Origin of the sequence: Dolichospermum lemmermannii CS-548 (genome assembly GCF_028330815.1) — a bacterium.
Taxonomy (GTDB): Bacteria; Cyanobacteriota; Cyanobacteriia; order Cyanobacteriales; family Nostocaceae; genus Dolichospermum; species Dolichospermum lemmermannii.
Window position 1 is genome coordinate 1 of sequence record NZ_JAQMTJ010000056.1, and the last position, 18175, is coordinate 18175.

12 protein-coding genes and 1 pseudogene are annotated in these 18175 nt (G+C 39.5%); 10 read left to right on the forward strand and 3 right to left on the reverse strand.

Annotated features, from left to right (window positions below; translation table 11 throughout):
* Positions 1–169: 169 nt before the first annotated feature.
* From PN450_RS02710 to PN450_RS02725, 4 genes and pseudogenes are all read left to right on the forward strand, one after another.
* Positions 170–346: pseudogene (locus PN450_RS02710) on the forward strand (carbohydrate porin); the annotation flags it as partial.
* Between the two features lie 56 nt (positions 347–402).
* Complete coding sequence (locus PN450_RS02715; protein ID WP_148763036.1) at positions 403–1116, forward strand: hypothetical protein; 714 nt, start codon at positions 403–405, stop codon at positions 1114–1116.
* A 72-nt stretch (positions 1117–1188) separates the two neighbouring features.
* The gene (locus tag PN450_RS02720; protein ID WP_148763034.1) at positions 1189–1965 is read left to right on the forward strand and encodes a sulfite exporter TauE/SafE family protein; all 777 of its coding nucleotides are present in this window, start codon (positions 1189–1191) and stop codon (positions 1963–1965) included.
* A gap of 501 nt (positions 1966–2466) precedes the next feature.
* Positions 2467–2646, forward strand: a complete 180-nt coding sequence (locus tag PN450_RS02725) for a replication restart DNA helicase PriA (protein ID WP_271835352.1) — start codon at positions 2467–2469, stop codon at positions 2644–2646.
* Positions 2647–2659: 13 nt separating this feature from the next.
* On the opposite strand, the gene rlmN is transcribed toward PN450_RS02725, so the two are convergent.
* The 3 genes from rlmN to PN450_RS02740 form a co-directional block, all read right to left on the reverse strand.
* Positions 2660–3730 (reverse strand): dual-specificity RNA methyltransferase RlmN, encoded by a 1071-nt coding sequence (gene rlmN / locus PN450_RS02730; RefSeq protein ID WP_271835353.1) that lies wholly within the window; start codon positions 3728–3730, stop codon positions 2660–2662.
* Between the two features lie 215 nt (positions 3731–3945).
* Positions 3946–4776 (reverse strand): metallophosphoesterase, encoded by an 831-nt coding sequence (locus tag PN450_RS02735; RefSeq protein ID WP_271835354.1) that lies wholly within the window; start codon positions 4774–4776, stop codon positions 3946–3948.
* Between the two features lie 236 nt (positions 4777–5012).
* Entirely contained in the window at positions 5013–5669 is a 657-nt protein-coding gene (locus PN450_RS02740) for a LuxR C-terminal-related transcriptional regulator (protein WP_015078969.1), read from the reverse strand.
* Between the two features lie 103 nt (positions 5670–5772).
* Between PN450_RS02740 and PN450_RS02745 the strand changes: the two genes are divergently transcribed.
* From PN450_RS02745 to PN450_RS02770, 6 genes are all read left to right on the forward strand, one after another.
* Positions 5773–6417: a DUF3386 domain-containing protein gene (locus PN450_RS02745; protein ID WP_015078970.1), complete on the forward strand. Its 645-nt coding sequence runs from the start codon at positions 5773–5775 to the stop codon at positions 6415–6417.
* Positions 6418–6970: 553 nt separating this feature from the next.
* A complete protein-coding gene (locus PN450_RS02750; RefSeq protein ID WP_271835355.1) occupies positions 6971–8020 on the forward strand; it encodes an isocitrate/isopropylmalate dehydrogenase family protein in 1050 nt (349 codons plus the stop codon).
* Positions 8021–8045: 25 nt separating this feature from the next.
* Positions 8046–9761, forward strand: a complete 1716-nt coding sequence (locus PN450_RS02755) for an aconitase/3-isopropylmalate dehydratase large subunit family protein (RefSeq protein WP_271835356.1) — start codon at positions 8046–8048, stop codon at positions 9759–9761.
* A gap of 61 nt (positions 9762–9822) precedes the next feature.
* Positions 9823–10203 (forward strand): hypothetical protein, encoded by a 381-nt coding sequence (locus PN450_RS02760; RefSeq protein WP_210422362.1) that lies wholly within the window; start codon positions 9823–9825, stop codon positions 10201–10203.
* Between the two features lie 679 nt (positions 10204–10882).
* Entirely contained in the window at positions 10883–11281 is a 399-nt protein-coding gene (locus PN450_RS02765; protein WP_015078974.1) for a hypothetical protein, read from the forward strand.
* A 254-nt stretch (positions 11282–11535) separates the two neighbouring features.
* Positions 11536–18147: a non-ribosomal peptide synthetase gene (locus PN450_RS02770; RefSeq protein WP_271835357.1), complete on the forward strand. Its 6612-nt coding sequence runs from the start codon at positions 11536–11538 to the stop codon at positions 18145–18147.
* Positions 18148–18175: the final 28 nt, after the last annotated feature.

Genomic DNA, 18175 nt, shown 5'->3' on the forward strand with positions numbered 1-18175 from the left:
AAGTAGAACGGCTTGAATAATTCAAAGTTTGTAGTGAGGAATTTATTCCTCATTTGAGGGCTGAAGCCCTCACTACGAAATCATCTCCAGATTTTTTACATTACTTAATATACTTTGATTTATTTTCGTCTACTTACTTAATAATCTTCCAGGTATTCTTAAAGATTCTCTTGGTAGTGCTGGAGGACAACCAGGAACTACTACTCATATAGAAGCTTTTTATCGTTATCGAATGTCAGATAATATTAATATTACTCCTGGTGTAATCTTGATATTTGAGCCAAGACATAGCCCGAATAGCGACATGATTACCATTGGTATTCTCCGAACAACTTTTAGTTTCTAAAGCTATATTTTTACGAATTAAAATACAAATTTTTCTATAATAGGAGTTGCAAAAAAATGTGGACTAAATCTATTAGTAATATTTTAGGAATGGGAATATTTGGCAGTTTTTTAGCTGCTAATTTACCTGTTCAAGGGCAAATTATGATTCAAGGTGGTAATCTATCTGGAAATCTGAATTATAACTATGACAATCCCATAGTACCTGTTTTTAATGGATTAACTGGGTTAGATGTTAACTCATTTAATTTAGAAACTGACATTGGTAGAATATCTAATTTTCAAGGGACTGGACAATTAAAAGAAGTTAGTAATTTAGCAGGTATTCTCCAAAATGGTCAACCGACAATTGGGACTTTATCTGGTTTAATAACTGGGAGATCACAAACTGCTAATGGTAATTCTCTACTTTTTAATAATACTCCTATAACTATCAATGGTGTTGTCTCTTCTCTTCAGAAAATTAATAACTTTACCCAAGCCGGGAATATCGCCATTACTGGTGGCAAGATTGATACTAATTTACTCACCAATATAACTCAACCTGGAGCATTTAATTTTGGGACAAATTTAACAAACCTTGGTGTATTATCAAATTTAGGGAGAACAGCCACAGAGCAGTTTAACTTACCTCAATTAGGCTTGAATCCCCAAGTTATTCAATCATTAACTAATAATCTCAACTATGGGAGAGTTGGTTCTCCTGGGTTGATAACAACTCCTGGACTACCTTCGAGAATTTACCCCGGTTTAACAGCACCCAGAAAATAAATCAACTATAATTCGATAAACTTACAGTATTTTATTGTACAACAGTATAACTGAGTTTATTAATTACAGAAAATGCCGCAAGATTTAACTTTAATCCATAGCTTACTTCTGTTCAGCACCGCATTTATTGCCGGTGGACTCAATGCTGTAGCGGGTGGTGGCAGTTTTATTACCTTTCCTACCCTGATATTTACAGGTATCGCCCCAATTAACGCTAATGCTACAAATAATACTGCCCTGTGGATAGCAGCTATAGCTAGTGCAAGGGCATATCGTCAAGATTTAAACATCGAAAAACGACAATTATTATTACTAGCTGGTACCAGTTTAGTGGGTGGTGTCATTGGTTCAGTGGCTTTATTATATACATCACCAGATGTATTTAAAAAGATGTTGCCCTATTTGTTACTATCAGCAACATTGATATTTACATTTAGTGAATCTCTAAAAAGCTGGCTGCAACTTCAGAGTAAAAATGATGTTTCTGCACCTCCACCTTTATTTATTCTCCTAGTTTCTCAATTGGCAATCTCTATATATGGTGGTTTTTTCGGTGCGGGTATAGGCATTTTAATGTTAGCAACTTTAACCTTTTTAGGGATGAAAAATATTCACTCTATTAATGCTTTTAAAACCTTGTTAGGTAGTTGCATTAATGGTGTGGCAATTATTCCTTTTATGTTCGCTAATTTGATTGCTTGGCATCAAGTTATGATCATGGCGGTTGGTGGTTCTCTGGGTGGTTATTTATGCGCTCATTTTGCCCGCAGACTAGAACCCAGCTTGGTGCGAAAATTCGTGATTGTGGTAGCTTTTGGGATGACTACTTACTTTTTTATTCATGGTTAAGTAGGTAAATACAATTATACTCAAAACGGCTTATCTGTTGCCTTCCATAACCGGAAAGGGAATAAATTCCCTGTCTCATAGCTCAAGTCCGTTAAAACGGACTAATATATTTTCCTAGTGTCTAGTATAAATACTAAATGGACGGGCTAGAAGCCCACCCCACAATAATTGTATGACTGGTGGTCTGTGCAAATATTAATTAAATATAAAACTATTAATTTTGTGACTTTGATTACAGTTTTTTCTATTTGGTAACGCTTGAATGGGAAAATAACTTATTTGTCCACAAGAATAAACAGGACTATCTCAAGGATTACACCATAGGGATCACGGCTAATCTAAGGAAAGTTACATCTAAAGTAAATTTATATATCTCAGGTATGATGATAATAATTATCAGGTTTGAGATAATGACCGAAGATATCAAATTTTTCACATTCACAACAATTAAACAATTTTTGTCACTTTTTCTAAAAAATTATTAAATCCAGGGGTTTTAAAATGCAAGTATCACAAAAGATTCATTGCCCAAATTGCGGTAGTGCTGCTGAACGTCACTATATTTATGATAGTCAAATTACGCGGACACAATGCCCTAGTTGCGATTACCTAATGATAACTTGCACCCGCACCGGTAAAGTAATTGAGGCTTATGCACCAGGCATTTATGCCAGGAAATAATTGACAATTATAATTACCTTTTTGTTGTTCTTAATTGTCCACAAGCAGCATCAGCTTCTAAACCGCGAGAATAACGGACACTAACCGCAGTATTTTGTTGTTGAAGAACATTAACAAAGGCTTCTATTCTCTCACGGGTTGGTCTTTTATAATCTACTTCTTGAATGGGATTATAGGGAATTAAGTTAACGTGACTTTGAAAACCCCGCAGACGTTTTGATAGTTCTAAAGCGTGTTCGGGTAAGTCGTTGACTCCAGCGAGAAGAACATATTCAAAACTAACTCTGCGTCCAGTTATTTCTACATATTCTCGACATTCTGCCAGTAAGTCTTCTATGGGGTAGGGTTTGGCGCTGGGAATGAGTTGTTCTCGTAATGCTTGGTTGGGTGCGTGGAGACTGACAGCGAGGGTAATTTGTAGTTGGTGTTGGGCGACTTCAAGAATGCGATCGCGGATACCTACAGTAGACAGTGTAATAAATCGCGCACCAATTCCCATATCTTGATTAATGGATTTAATCGCTAAAAGCACATTTTCCGTATTCAACAATGGTTCACCCATGCCCATGAATACCACATTACTCACCCGTTCTTGAAAATCCTCTTGGACAGTCAGGACTTGATCAACAATTTCCGCACGGGTAAGATTACGCTTGTAACCACCTTTCCCAGTCGCACAAAAATCACAAGCCATAGGACAACCAACTTGAGTAGAAACGCAGACTGTTAAGCGTTTATCGCTGGGAATACCCACTGTTTCCACAATTTCCCCGTCAGCCAATTTGAGGAGATATTTGACGGTATCATCGGGGGCAACGGAGCGGTAATGTAGAGAAGAACGACCTATGGGAACATCTGCAACTTGCAAACGCCAATTTTTCGGAAATACAGAAATATCAGCGAGCGATCGCACACTCTTATTATAGATCCAATCATGCAATTGCTTACCCCGATAACCGGGTTGTCCCTGCTGCTGTACCCAAGCAGTTAACTCCGTCACGGAAGCACCAAGGAGAGGGGGAAGAAGTTGAGATTTAGTCGAGTTAGGAGAATCTAGCTGAGATACAAACGGCGTAGCAGACATAAGAAATCACAATTTGATGCTAATTTTCTATTGTACTATATTGTTTTTGTTTCGCGCAAAGGGGCAAAGGAGCAAAGGCGCAAAGGAAGAAATAGATTAAGAAATTTCCAAGGTATACTAAACACGGGTGAGATTTAAACTTTTGCCAAATGACAAAGAACCCAAATGTGTAGGGGTAAAGCAAGAGCTAAACCCCTACGTTTAGAATCAAACAATCAAGCCGTTTTGAGTATAATAATAGTAACCTCTGGTGGACAAAATAACCGTCCGGGGAAATAAGTTCCTAGACCTCGATTTACATATAATTGATTATTTCCCACTTTATGTAAACCCTGTGACCATTGCCAATGGCGTAATATAGAATGGGTTTTCCGTAAAAATGGTAATTTACGCCGAATTTTTTTGGGGATTTTTTTGACTATTTTTGCATAGTAAATCATTGCAGATCCGAGTCCAGGAATTACGATTTGTCCACCGTGACTATGACCAGATAATTGTAAATCTACCCGCCATTTTTTGAGAATTTCGGCTGTATCTGGGTGATGAGATAAGACAATCCGAGGTGTAGTAGAATCAAGTTGATTCATAATTGCTTCTGGATTAAATTCTTTGGCATAAAAATCCGCTAATCCCACTAGAGGTAATTTTTCTCCAACTGGGTAAGCAATTTGATTCCAAAGTACATTAATCCCCACATTTGTTAAAGCATTTGTAATTTCTGATCTTGAACTGGGATAACAAATATCATGATTGCCAAGGATAGCATAGACACCATAGCGACTTTCTAGATTTTTTAATCTTAGTGCTAGTTGATGAATTGGTTTAGCAATTGTGTTAACATAGTCGCCAGTTAAAATAACTAAATCTGGTTTTGTGGCATTACTAACTGCAATTGCTTCTGTTAACATTTTTTCTGATAATAGACCATTATCATAGTGAAAATCTGACATTTGTACCAACTTTAATCCTGCTAATGATAGAGGTAAGTTGGGGATTTTTACTGTCAATTTTTCTGTACTCAAAGATCCAGTTAATAATTTGTGCATAATAGAATAAAACTATGTTTATAAATCAAGACAACATTTCTGAAATTTTGTTGGGTTGCTGTCGCTTAACCCAACCTACAATTATCAAAATATAATCGGATTTCTTTTGACATTAACAAAATATTTTGATATTAGCTGTAGCAAAAGAGTAATATATTTGAATACTCAGATACCCGACTTATTTAAGAAGTCGGGTATCTATTATCTATCATTCTATGATGATCTACTTATAGCTATTAGGAAACTAATCTATCTTGTAGTTTTGCCACCATTTCCGCACGAGTAGAAACCTCTAATTTACGGAACATCCTTTTTAAAGCTTGCTTGACAGAATTTTGAGTAATCCATAATTTAACGGCAATTTCCCCATTAGTTAAACCTTGAGCCACTAATTTGGCAATTTCTAATTCTCGCGCTGTGAGAGGACAATTACCAGCAGATGCAAAGGTTTTTGGTGTTGCTTGGAGTGTGGCCATTTTCGCTGATAAATGTAAACAAACTGCACTTAAATCAGCTAAATCATTACTATCAAAAGGCTGACTTCCGGGGTCACGAGCAAAGTTTAAAGTCCCCACTAATTGACCATTACAAACTATCGGACCAGTCATTACGTGTTCGTGACGAGTGCAATAGTTTTTCCAGTCTTCTGGGGATAAAATTAATTGTTCATGGGTGGGGGCGTGACGTTCGACAACATAACGCCCAATGGGGTTAGCTTCTAAGCAGACAGCGGGAATTTCAATTTGAGTATCTAATTGGTCACCTAGGAGATCCATACCCCAATGTTGTACTGCAAAATGGTCGCCAATGGTATCCATGAGAGCTAGTTTTAATTCTTGCTCATTTTGGACATTAGCGATCGCTTGAAAAATGGCGTGGAGAGTTTTAGCCATAAGTGTACCCATTTGGGGTCTATGCGAACCTCGATAATTACCTCTATGCTAATACCAGCAACGATAAAAAGCTATTTTAACTTGTAACCAGAGGACAAGCACGATGACAGTTACTCAAATCTCAGCCCAAGAACTTTTTCAGGCTGCCTATCAAAACCGTTATACTTGGGATGAAAATTTCCCTGGCTATACCGCAGATATTACTTATAAGTATGATGACCAAGTGATCAAAGGTCAAGTGGTGATTGATGCCAATATGAAGGCAGAAGTTCTGAATGTGGAAGACGAAGCTGCTAAAAAAGCCATTCACGGACAAGCTTGGGAAATCGCCGTTCACCGTGTCCGTCGCGCTTTTGAACAAACCCACGGTGCAAATACTTTTAGACCCGGTGAAACTGACGCAACCGGCGCAGTCGAAATTTTTGTTGGTGGAAAGTCAGAAGGAGATAAGTACAAAGTGCGTAACAATGAAGTTTGCCACGTTCACCGTTTAATTCACGGTACTTTTGTGACTATTGACACTTTCAGCAGTCACGACACTGGAGAAGGATATCTTTCTCACACATACAATTCTGTTTATCATGACCCCGAAACCGGCGCTCAAAAGGGCGGTAAAAGCGATTTTACTGATGAATATGAGAAGGTAGGAAATTACTACATTCTTAACCGTCGGGAAATCCGCACGGAAATCGCAGAACGCATTTCTATTCAAGATTTCATCTTTTCTAACATTGAGTTGTTAGGTTAAGTAGAACGGCTTGAATAATTTAAAGTTCGTAGTGAGGAATTTATGCCCCATTTGCGGGCTTCAGCCCTCACTACGAAATCATCTCCAGATTTTTTTCCTTTCTTTGTGAGAAATCCCATGTAAGTCCTGTGTTTAAGCTTATTGTTGGCAGTTTTGCCAAAAATTATCTTTGGCTAAGGTATTGTCATATATTAGATTGTCTATTATTATATTTTTGGTTGTGCTTCTAGCCTGCCGTAGTCAGCAATAATTCTTGGTATTTTCATACGACGAAAAGTGCCAAATCAATGCTATTTTCAAAATTGTCAATGTTTTTACTGAGGGAAGTTCAGCTTTAACAATTTAAAGATGTATTAATCCTTATTAGTACCAATGCCGTAAGGGACTTCCAATCTAATAGGTAAGTGTCTTGGGAATCAGGACTCCTGTCCTTGGGGGGAATGTCTAACTCTCAGACCAACAGAACTACTAAGACAAGAGAGGCTATTCCCGATGAATTGGGAAGCCCTGTCCGTAAGACTGACAGGTTAGTTCACTTAACAAATACGGAAAAATGGGGTCTTTAAGTAAGCCATCTTATCGGATTGTCGCCATACCGGGGGAAGGAATTGGTCCAGAAGTTGTAGAAGCTTCCTTGCAAATTCTTCAACACGTCGCTAAAATTGAAGGATTTACCTTGCGGGTAGACTATGGTTGGCTTGGTGCAACTGCCTTCTTGCAAATGGGTAGTTATTTCCCTCAAGCCACTGTCCAACTGTGCGATGGAGCTAATGGGATTGTATTTGGTGCGGTTAGCCAAGGGGGACTCCTAGAACTGCGAAAGCACTATGACTTTTTTTGCAATCTGCGTCCAATTCGGATTGTTGATAGTTTAGTGCATAAATCTAGCCTTCGGCCAGAAAAGGTTCAAGGACTCGATATACTAATCATTCGAGAATTAGTTAGTGGGATTTATTTTGGACCGGCTGGACGTTCTTCAGATGAAAAGGGAGCTTATGGCTACCATACCATGCTCTACTACGATGAAGAGATTCGACGAATCGCTCGTATAGCTTTACAAAAAGCCCAAGAGCGAAGAGGATTGCTCACCGTAGCTCACAAAGAAAATGCCTTGCCTCATTTGGGTTGGACTCGTCTGGTGCAAGAAGAAGCAATCAAGTTTCCAGGTGTTGTTGTTGAACCAATGCTGGTGGACAACTTAGCCATGCAAATGGTTCTTAATCCCCAGAGATTTGATACAGTTTTGGCGGGCAATATGTTTGGAGATATTCTGAGCGATATTGGCGGAGCTTTAGTTGGATCTCTCGGCTTATTAGGGTCAGCCAGTCTGAATGCTGATGGATTTGGACTATACGAAGCCATTCACGGTACAGCCCCAGACATTGCTGGCAAAGGAATTGCTAATCCTCTAGGAACTCTTGGAGCTTGTGTTTTAATGCTTCAGCAATGGGGGGAAGTGGGTGCTGCCCAACGAATTATAGCAGCGCAAGAGCAAGTGTTATCTGAAGGATATCGGACAGCCGATTTGTTTCCCCAAGGATCTGAAATATTGATCAATACTGAAAAATTAATTGACCTTTTATTAGAAAAACTTTCCAGCTAACAACATTCTCAATTCCGGGGGCTTTATGAGTAGTATCAAACAGATTTTATACTTAGGTGATGATATCAATACTGATGATATTATGCCTGCCAATCGAGCGACAAATGATGACCCTGATAATTTGAAACACTATGCTTTAGAACATCTGATTGGAGTAGGGGAGTTACTAAAATACGATGTGATTGAAGCCGGAGAAAATTTCGGCTGTGGTTCTAGTCGAGAAATTGCCCCCATTGGCATCAAAGCTGCGGGAATAGAAAAGATTCGGGCGAGATCGTTCGCAGAAATTTTTTATCGTAATAGTATCAATATTGGACTTACCCTGGAAATTTTGGGAGAAAAACCGGAGAATCCGGTAGTTGATGCGATCGCCGCAGCCGGTGGATTGATACCTTTTAATCAAAAGCGTCGTCAGGGAAAAATTACCATTCCTGCCAGCGTGACTTCCCCGCGACCCATGACTTTAGTGGAAAAACTTTTAGCCAAATCCTCTGGTAATACCTACGTCACTCCAGGAGAAGTGGTTTTTGCTCAAGTTGATTTAGCCCTATCCCACGATGCTGTGGCCAGCCCTGTCGCTAAAATATTTTATAAACACTATGGAGAAGATGCAAAGCTGTGGGATGCTCAACGGGTAGTTTTAGTCGCAGATCACTTCATCCAAGTCAATGACATCCGTGTTGATCACAAAGCTGAACTCATGTATCAACAGATGGTTCAGTTTGCCAAAGACCAAGAATGTCACTTATTTGATGTAGTTTCCCCAGGGGAAGCCGCAGGTATCTGTCACGTTTTACTTCCAGAAAAAGGATTTGTCCGACCAGGGATGATCATTGCCGGCACAGATTCCCATACCTGCACCTATGGAGCATTAGGAGCTTTTTCCACAGGGGTGGGAACTACGGATATGGCGAATATCTATGCTATGGGGGATATGTGGATTCGTGTTCCCTCAACATTAGTATTTGATTTATCGGGAACTCTACCGCACCATATTAGTGCCAAAGATATTATCTTGTTTATCTTAGGTCAAATTGGTTGTGCTGGTGCTACTGGTAAGGTAATGGAATTTAGAGGATCAATACTCGCACAACTACCTTTTGATGAACGATTGACTTTAGCTAATATGGCTATTGAGTGTGGTGCAGTCTGTGGGTTAATTGTTCCTGATGAAACAACCCGAAATTATGTGAAAAGTCGTTCTACACAAGAGTTTGTAGAAATGATTGCCGATCCTGATGCTGAATACGAAAAAGTATATCAATTTGACCTCAGTAATTTAGAACCACAAGTTGCCCGTCCTCCAAAACCAGATCAGGTCATACCTATTAGCCAGTTAGAGGAGACTCCAATTACCAAAGCTTTTATTGGCTCTTGTACGGGGGGCAAGCTTTATGATTTAGCCCAGGCTGCTGAAGTTTTACAAGGTCGTCAACTGGCAGATGGCGTGAGCTTGTTTGTGGTCCCTGCTTCCGTAGAGATTCGTGAACAAGCTGAAGCCTTGGGTTATCTGGAAATTTTTGCACAAGCAGGCGCACAGATTCTCAAGTCAGGTTGTGGAGCTTGTATTAATTCTGGAATGGGGGTGTTAGGTAAAGAAGAAACGGGGGTTTATGCAACCAATCGCAACTTTAAAGGACGTAGTGGCGATCCTACAGGTAAAAACTATTTGGCCTCGCCAAGAACAGTGGCAATATCAGCCATAAAGGGGAAAATTAGCCACCTTCTGGATGAAAAATAAATCTAAAAAAGAGGGAAATAAAAAATATTTAACCCACAATACGAGAATGCTAGGTGATAAAATGGATGAAATTGTGAAAAAATTTGCAGGTCTAGGTCTTCCGGGCGTAATTCTTGTCCTTTTAGCAGTCACATCAGCAGGTAGTAATGCTGGTATTGTTGCTGCCATTACAGCAGTAGGCGGACCATTTGGCATTGTCGGAGGGATAGGTTTACTCGGACTGACAAAAGTTTTAGGAGATGCAATTGCTGCATACGGGATTGAAGCTATTATTAAGTCCGTCTATTCAGAACGAATCAAAACTGAGTCAGTGAGATTGCTTGTCAAAGAAATTGAAGAGCTACCCATTTCAGACGAGTTAAAACTCAAATTGAAAAATCATCTGAGTTCAGAAAGCAAAAACTATTTAGGGTTTGCTGAAAAAGTTGTCTGTGAGGGCTAGGAGTCAGGAGTCAGGAGTCAGGAGCGATGCCCTGAGCTTGTCGAAGGGTCAGGAGGAAGAATTAGAAGAAGAGAAGAGAAGAATAGTATTGAATCCAAGTGATAGGTTTTTGCTAATTTCAACCCTTATTCCTTGCACCTGATTCACCTTTTTTACCTTCAAACTCTTGATATATCTCAGTTCTAGCTTTATTCAGCAGCCCCTATTTACCCTCGCTAGGAAAAGTAGGTATTTCAACCTTCAAATAGGAAATTGGACACCTTTTTGAGTAATAATAAAGCTACTATTTTATTTCATATTGCTGAATTACTATGCATGGAAATGTTATTCTAGCTATCAGTTCATCGTCATGTTTTTGACTTTTCTAAATTTCCTGATTTGTAGTGTTTTTTGATTAATCATAAAACTTACGTATGGACAGAAAATACCAAATAGGTTGTATAGTTTTCACAGATGCAAATGATGGTTAATTCTTGTAGTGTGTAAGTCCCAAATTATTGAGAATGGCTATAAATTTAAGGTGAATAGGGAGGGAAATGTTAAAAATTGACTTGAAAGCGAATGACTTTTAGCTAACTTAGTATAAATTCTAGAATCGGTTTCTTGCCATATCAAGACTCCAATTTCATTCCCACTAGAAAAGTTTCAACCAACAATATCAGGACTTTAGGTGATCAAAATGGACGAAATCGCAAAAAAACTTGCTGGTCTGGGTCTTCCAGGCGTAATTCTATTAATTTTAGCAGTCACATCAGCAGGTAGTAATGCTGCTATTGTTGCTGCGCTCACAGCAATAGGCGGACCCTTGGGCATCCTTGGTGGTATAGGGTTACTTGGTCTGACAACAGTTGTAGGAGATAGTGTTGCTGCATACGGGATTGAAGCTATTATTAAGGCCGTTTATTCAGAACGGCTCAAAACCGAGTCAGAAACATTACTTATCAAGGAAATTGAAGAGCTACCCATTTCAGACGAGCTAAAAGCTAAATTGAAAGATCATCTAAGTTCAGTAAGTTCTACTTCCACAGAACCAGCTTCAGAACCCAGAATAGTGGAAATTGTTGATGAAAACGAATAATTTCACTATTAAATTGGGTAACATTTAAGAGCGAATAGTAAGTGCCAAGACAGAATTAATTGCATATTGGTTATTTACCAATCTTTTGCCAATCGAGGATTTCAGTCCAGATTTTTGTGTAATTAATTTTGTCCAATTATTTACCAAGTGCATACCGCTATAGTGAGAATAGAAAAATGGCCTGTGGGTCTGATTTTTTCGGGTCACACTCTCAAAGGCCATTATTTTCTAACAAAAAATGATCCAGGATGCGAATGCAACGCAGTGTGCTGGAAAATATCTTAGTTGAAACTGTTCCCTATGACTTACGTCACGCTACGCTATCACCAACAACTTATTCAACAACCCGTAAACTTATGTTGAAACAATGTATTCATGAGTTATTTAAAGCCCAGGTTGCTCGAACTCCGCAAGCAATAGCTGTCGTGTTTAGGGATAAGCAACTGACATACCAGGAATTAGATTTGCAAACAGACCTCCTGGCTAATTATTTGCAAAAACTAGGGGTAGGAACTGGGGTACTTGTAGGAATTTGTCTAGACCGCTCCCTAGAGATGATAGTGGGTTTATTAGGAATTCTCAAAGCTGGGGGAGCGTATCTGCCGCTAGATCCTAATTATCCAGCAGAAAGATTGAACTACATGATACAAGATGCTCAAATCTCTGTGTTGGTAACGCAAGAAAAATGGTCTACTTTAATATCTGATTATTCAGGGACAATTATTTGTTTAGATAGTCAACATGATGCAATTTTTGATCATAGTGATAGCGAAGCGCGACCTAGGAATCGCCATCTTGTGAATACAGTTAAACCTGATCATTTGGCTTATGTCATCTACACATCAGGGTCTACAGGAAAACCCAAAGGGGTAATGATTGAACACCAGTCATTGGTGAATTTTACCCAGATGGCGATAGCTCAATACAACATATCCACGGGCGATAGAATTCTCCAATTTAGCTCGATCAGTTTTGATGTTGCCGCTGAAGAAATCTATCCTGGTTTAAGTTGTGGTGCAACTTTAGTTCTACGAACTGAGGAAATGATAAGTTCCGTCTCCTCATTTGTACAGCAATCTCAAGATTGGCAAATAACTGTCTGGGATTTACCGACAGCTTACTGGCACTTAATAGTAAATGAATTAGCTATGAATCCCATAGCATTACCTGAATCATTACGCTTAGTAATTATTGGCGGCGAACGGGTATTACCAGAACGAGTGAAAACGTGGCTCAAGGATATTGGACATTTCCCTCAGTTAATTAATTGCTACGGTCCAACCGAAACTACCGTTGCTGCTTCAATTTGCTGTTTATCCAGTTTGAGTGCCACCCAACTAGAAAGAACAGAAATACCTATTGGTAAACCAATGGGGGATAATATCGAAATTTATATCTTAGATCAAAACCTGGAATCAGTTCCGACTGAAACCATAGGAGAAATATACATCGGTGGTGCTGGACTTGCAAAGGGCTATTTGTACCGACCAGAACTAACCGCAGAAAAATTTATTAAAAATCCCTTTGACAATTCAAAATTATATAAAACTGGTGATTTAGGACGGTATTTACCAGATGGCAACATAGAATTTTTAGGACGAATTGACAATCAAATAAAATTTAACGGCTTCCGCATTGAACTAGAAGAAATTGAATCCCTCCTCAATCAACATCCCCAAGTTTTTCAAAGCATAGTTATTCTGCGGGAAGATGTTCCTGGAAACAAACGTTTGGTAGCTTATATTGTCCCATCCTCAAGAGAAGAAATTAACTGTACAACGCTGCAAAGCTTCCTGAAAAACCAGCTACCCAGTTACATGATGCCCAGTGTCTTTGTTTCCCTAGACGCTTTACCTCTGACTCCAAATGGGAAAATTGATCGTCAAGCCCTTCCCATCCCTGATATTCAAGAAACCTTTGTAGCACCGCGCAATTCACAGGAAGAAACTCTTGCCCAAATCTGGGGTAAGGTTTTTGGTGTAGAACAGATTGGTATTGATGATAATTTTTTCCAATTAGGCGGTCATTCGCTAATCGCCACACAAATTGTGTCTCGAATTCGGGATGTTTTCCAAATTGAATTATCCTTTGGACAACTTTTTGCAAACCCGACAATTAACGATTTAATTAAGGTAATTATCCAGCAGCAGCAACTACAACAACCATTACCCCTAGCCAAAATTACGCCGATTTCCAGAGAGGGTTATTTACCTGTTTCTTTTGCCCAGGAACGAGTGTATTTTATTGAGCAATTAGCACCCTCCATGACCGCTTACCAATTTCAAGAGAGTTTGCGAATCAAGGGCAATTTAAACATAGATATTTTAGAAGAAAGTCTCAGCGAAATTTTGCGTCGCCATGAAATTTTCCGCACGACATTTCCGGCAGTAGAGGGCAAGTTAGTACAATTAATTCATCCACCTCAACCTGTAAAATTACCAGTAATTGATCTGTCAAATTTTCCTAAATCAGAACAGGAATCGGAGGTACAAAGATTAACAGAAATTGCAGTTCATGAGCCTTTTGATATTAGTCAATTACCCTTAATTCGTTGGACATTATTAAAATTAAGCAACCAAGAATATGTGTTGGTTCATGTTGAACATCACATGGTTCATGATGGTTGGTCATTCAATTTATTTTTGCGAGAATTATTAACATTATATCAAGCCTATTCAGAAGGAAAACCCTCACCCCTAACTGAACCCTCACTCCAGTTTGCCGATTTTGCCCATTGGCAACGACAGTGGGTGTTAACAGAACCAGCACAAGCCCAACTAAAATATTGGCAGCAAAAATTAGCTGGTAGTCCTCCTGTATTAGAGTTACCAGGCGATCGCCCGCGACCAGTCGAGCAAACTTACCAAGGCGGCATGGTGCGGATGGAACTGCCCCTGGATGTTTGTGAAGCCCTGAGAAAAATGGGTCGTCAAGAAGGGGTGACTTTATTTATGAGTATGTTTACGGTTTTTGTAACCATGCTCTACCGCTACACCGGACAAGAGGACCTTTGCGTGGGATCTGGGGTAGCTAATCGCCGTTGGCGGGAGACAGAAGGGTTAATTGGCATGATTGTTAATAACATTGTCCTCCGCACGGATTTATCTGGTAATCCCACCTTTCGAGAACTTCTGGCTCAAGTGCGTAATGTCACCTTGGAAGGCTACGCTAATGAAGATCTACCCTTTGATAAAGTCGTAGAAATTCTCAAACCAGAAAGAAATCTCAGCTACAATCCTCTATTTCAAGTAATGTTCAGCTTCCATGATGCTCTTTTACCTGATTTGAATCTACCTGGATTGAGCATTAAACAGCATGAGACACTCAACAATAAATCAGCCAAATTCGATCTTGATGTTGTTGTGATGCCTCGTTCTGAACAACGGGTAGGGCGCAATTCTCAAGAAGAAGCCAAAGGAATAGAAACAGAGGGCATAACTCTTGTTTGGGAATATAATAGTGACCTGTTTGATGTCACCACCATTGAACGGATGACGGGTGAATATCAAACGTTAGTAGCAGAGATTGTGGCTAACCCTGATCAACAAATTTCCCAATATCCCCTCCTCACAAAAGAGCAGCAGCATCAATTATTAATTAACTGGAACGAGACGAAAACAGCTTATCCTCAAGGGAAATGTATTCATCAGTTAGTGGAAGAACAGGTAGACAAAAATCCTGATGCAGTAGCACTGATATTTGATCATCAAAAACTTACCTATGGAGAATTAAATACACAAGCTAATCAACTGGCGCACTACCTCAAAAACTTAGGAGTAAAACCCGATACATTAGTTGGCATCTGCATTGAACGTTCCTTTGAGATGATCGTGGGACTTTTGGCAATCCTCAAAGCAGGGGGCGCTTATGTATCTTTAGATCCTGCCTATCCCGCCGAACGATTGAGCGATATAGTTAATGATGCTCAACTACCAATTCTGGTAACAATGCAGCAATGGGCAACCATAGCCGCCGATCATAATCTGTCAATAGTTTGTTTAGATACCGAGAAAACTGTAATTGCTACCCAAAGTCAAGAAAACCCTGACCAGGCAGTAGCAGCCACCAACTTAGCTTATGTCATCTATACATCAGGTTCCACAGGCAAACCCAAAGGAGTGCTGATTGAACATAATTCCTTAGTTAATTTTACTCAAACTGCGATCGCCGCATATCAAATCATCCCCACCGATAGGGTTCTCCAATTTGCCTCCATTAGTTTTGATACCGCCGCCGAAGAAATCTATCCCTGTTTAGGCAGTGGTGCTACCTTAGTGCTGCGGACAGAAGAAATGTTACAGTCTGTGTCTGCATTTGTGCAGCAGTCCCAAAATTGGGGACTAACAGTATGGGATTTACCAACAGCCTACTGGCATTTGCTAGTAAATGAATTAGCCAATGGCAATTTATCCTTACCAGAAACATTACGACTAGTAATAATTGGTGGAGAAAGAGCGCTACCTGAAAAAGTAGCAACATGGCACAAATGGGTAGGTAATTATCCAAAATTAGTTAATAGCTATGGTCCAACGGAAACCACTGTAATTGCCACTTTGAGTCCATTGTCTGACAATACTCTCAATCGTCAGGAAATCCCCATTGGTAAACCTATTAGCAATGTACAAGTATATGTCTTAGATAAATACTTGCAACCCGTTCCCATCGGAGTACCAGGAGAACTCCATATTGGCGGAGCAGGTGTGGCACGGGGTTATTTACACCTGCCAGAATTGACCGCAGAAAAATTTATTAAAAATCCTTTTGTCAACAAAGAAGAAAGTAGATTATACAAAACCGGGGATTTAGTTCGTTATCAACCTGATGGCAACCTAGAATACCTGGGACGGATAGATTCTCAAGTAAAAATTCGTGGTTTTAGGATTGAACTTGGTGAGATTGAAACAATATTAAATCAACATTCCCAGGTGAATCAAGCCGTCGTCATTGCCCGTGAAGACATTCCTGGCAATAAGCGTCTTGTCGCCTACATTATTGGTAATCAAGCACAAGTCCAATTGGAGCAAATCCGCCAATTTCTCAAACAGAAGTTACCCCCATACATGATTCCTGCTGCCTTTGTGCCATTAGATCAACTACCAATGACTCCTAACGGCAAGGTAGACCATCGTGCTTTACCAATCCCAGATACTGCTGACACCAATTTAGCGGCAGGATTTGTTGCGCCTCAGACTCCCATAGAAGAAAAGTTAGTCGCAATTTGGGCTGAAGTTTTAAGACAACCGAATATCAGCATTCACGACAATTTCTTTGAATTGGGTGGCGATTCAATCATCAGTATTCAGATGATTTCTAGGGCGAACCAAGCCGGATTACAACTGACTCCCAAACAACTGTTTCAGTATCAAACTATTGCCGAGTTAGCCAATGTTGTCAGCACAAATCGGCAAATTAAAGCCAATCAGGGATTAGTTACAGGTTCAATACCGCTAATGCCTATTCAACATTGGTTTTTCGAGCAAAATTTCCCCGATGCTCATTATTTTAATCAATCAGCCTTGTTAGAGATTCCATCAATAACACAGCCAGATTTATTAAAACAAGCAGTGCAAAAATTATTATCGCATCACGATATTTTGCGTTCATGCTTTGTTCTTGAAAGCCACCCCCCGCAACATATTAATGCTACAACCCAAGAAACAGTTCCTTTTATGCTTGTGGATTTGTCGGCATTGTCTTTAGAGGAACAACAAACTGTAATTAAAACCAAAGAGTCCGAACTTCAAGCCAGCTTGAATTTGTCATCAGGGGAAATTGTCCGAGTTGCGCTGTTTAACCGAGGAATTAATCGGCCAAGTCAATTACTAATTATTATTCATCACCTAGTAGTAGATGGCATTTCATGGCGGATTTTACTGGAAGATTTAGCAACGGCTTATCAGCAACTTAGTAGTGGCGAAACTATCAAATTACCAGCCAAAACAACTTCTTTTCAAGAGTGGGCAAACCAACTACAAGCATATAGCGAATCAGCAACCTTGTCCACAGAAATTGATTATTGGTTATCCCAGTTTGCGGGGAATATTACTTCATTACCCATAGATTATCCTGACGAAAAAACAGAAAATACACTAGCTGTAACTAATTCCCTAACTCTCTGTTTAAATGAGGAGGAAACCCGCGCCTTATTGCAGGATGTTCCCGCTGCCTATAATACACAAATTAATGATATTTTGTTGACTGCATTGGCACAAAGCTTTCATGAATGGACAGGAGCAAATTCATTAATTGTTGATTTAGAGGGACATGGACGAGAAGACTTATTTGAAGATATAGATTTATCCCGGACTGTCGGTTGGTTTACTACTTTATTTCCTGTACAATTCAACCTTGGTTTGGGGAATCAGTTAGAAGAAACTTTGAAATTAGTGAAAGAACAACTGCGTCGCCTACCTAAACATGGTATTGGCTATGGTATCTTGCGATATTTACATCCAAGTTCGATAATTCAAAATAAATTCCAAACTTTACCTCAAGCAGAAATCAGTTTTAATTATTTAGGTCAATTTGATCAAGTTCTGTCTGCCTCTGCCATGTTGGGAGCAGTTAAAGAATGGAAATCAGAACAAAGTCAGCGGGGGTATTGCAGCCATCTCTTGGCAATAAGTGGATTGATTCACTCAGGAAAGTTAGAAATGGAGTTTGCTTATAGCGAGAAAATTCACAAGGGAGCTAGTATTGAAAAGTTTGGGCTGGGATTTATGGAAGTATTAAGAACCCTGATTCTTCACTGCAAATCAAAGGAGTCATCCACCTATACCCCTTCTGATTTTGCTGCTGCTAAAATCAATCAACAACAGCTTGATAAATTAATAGAAAAAATTAATAGAAAAAACCCCAAGAGTTAGATGAATTAATAGTTTAACTAAAACCTAC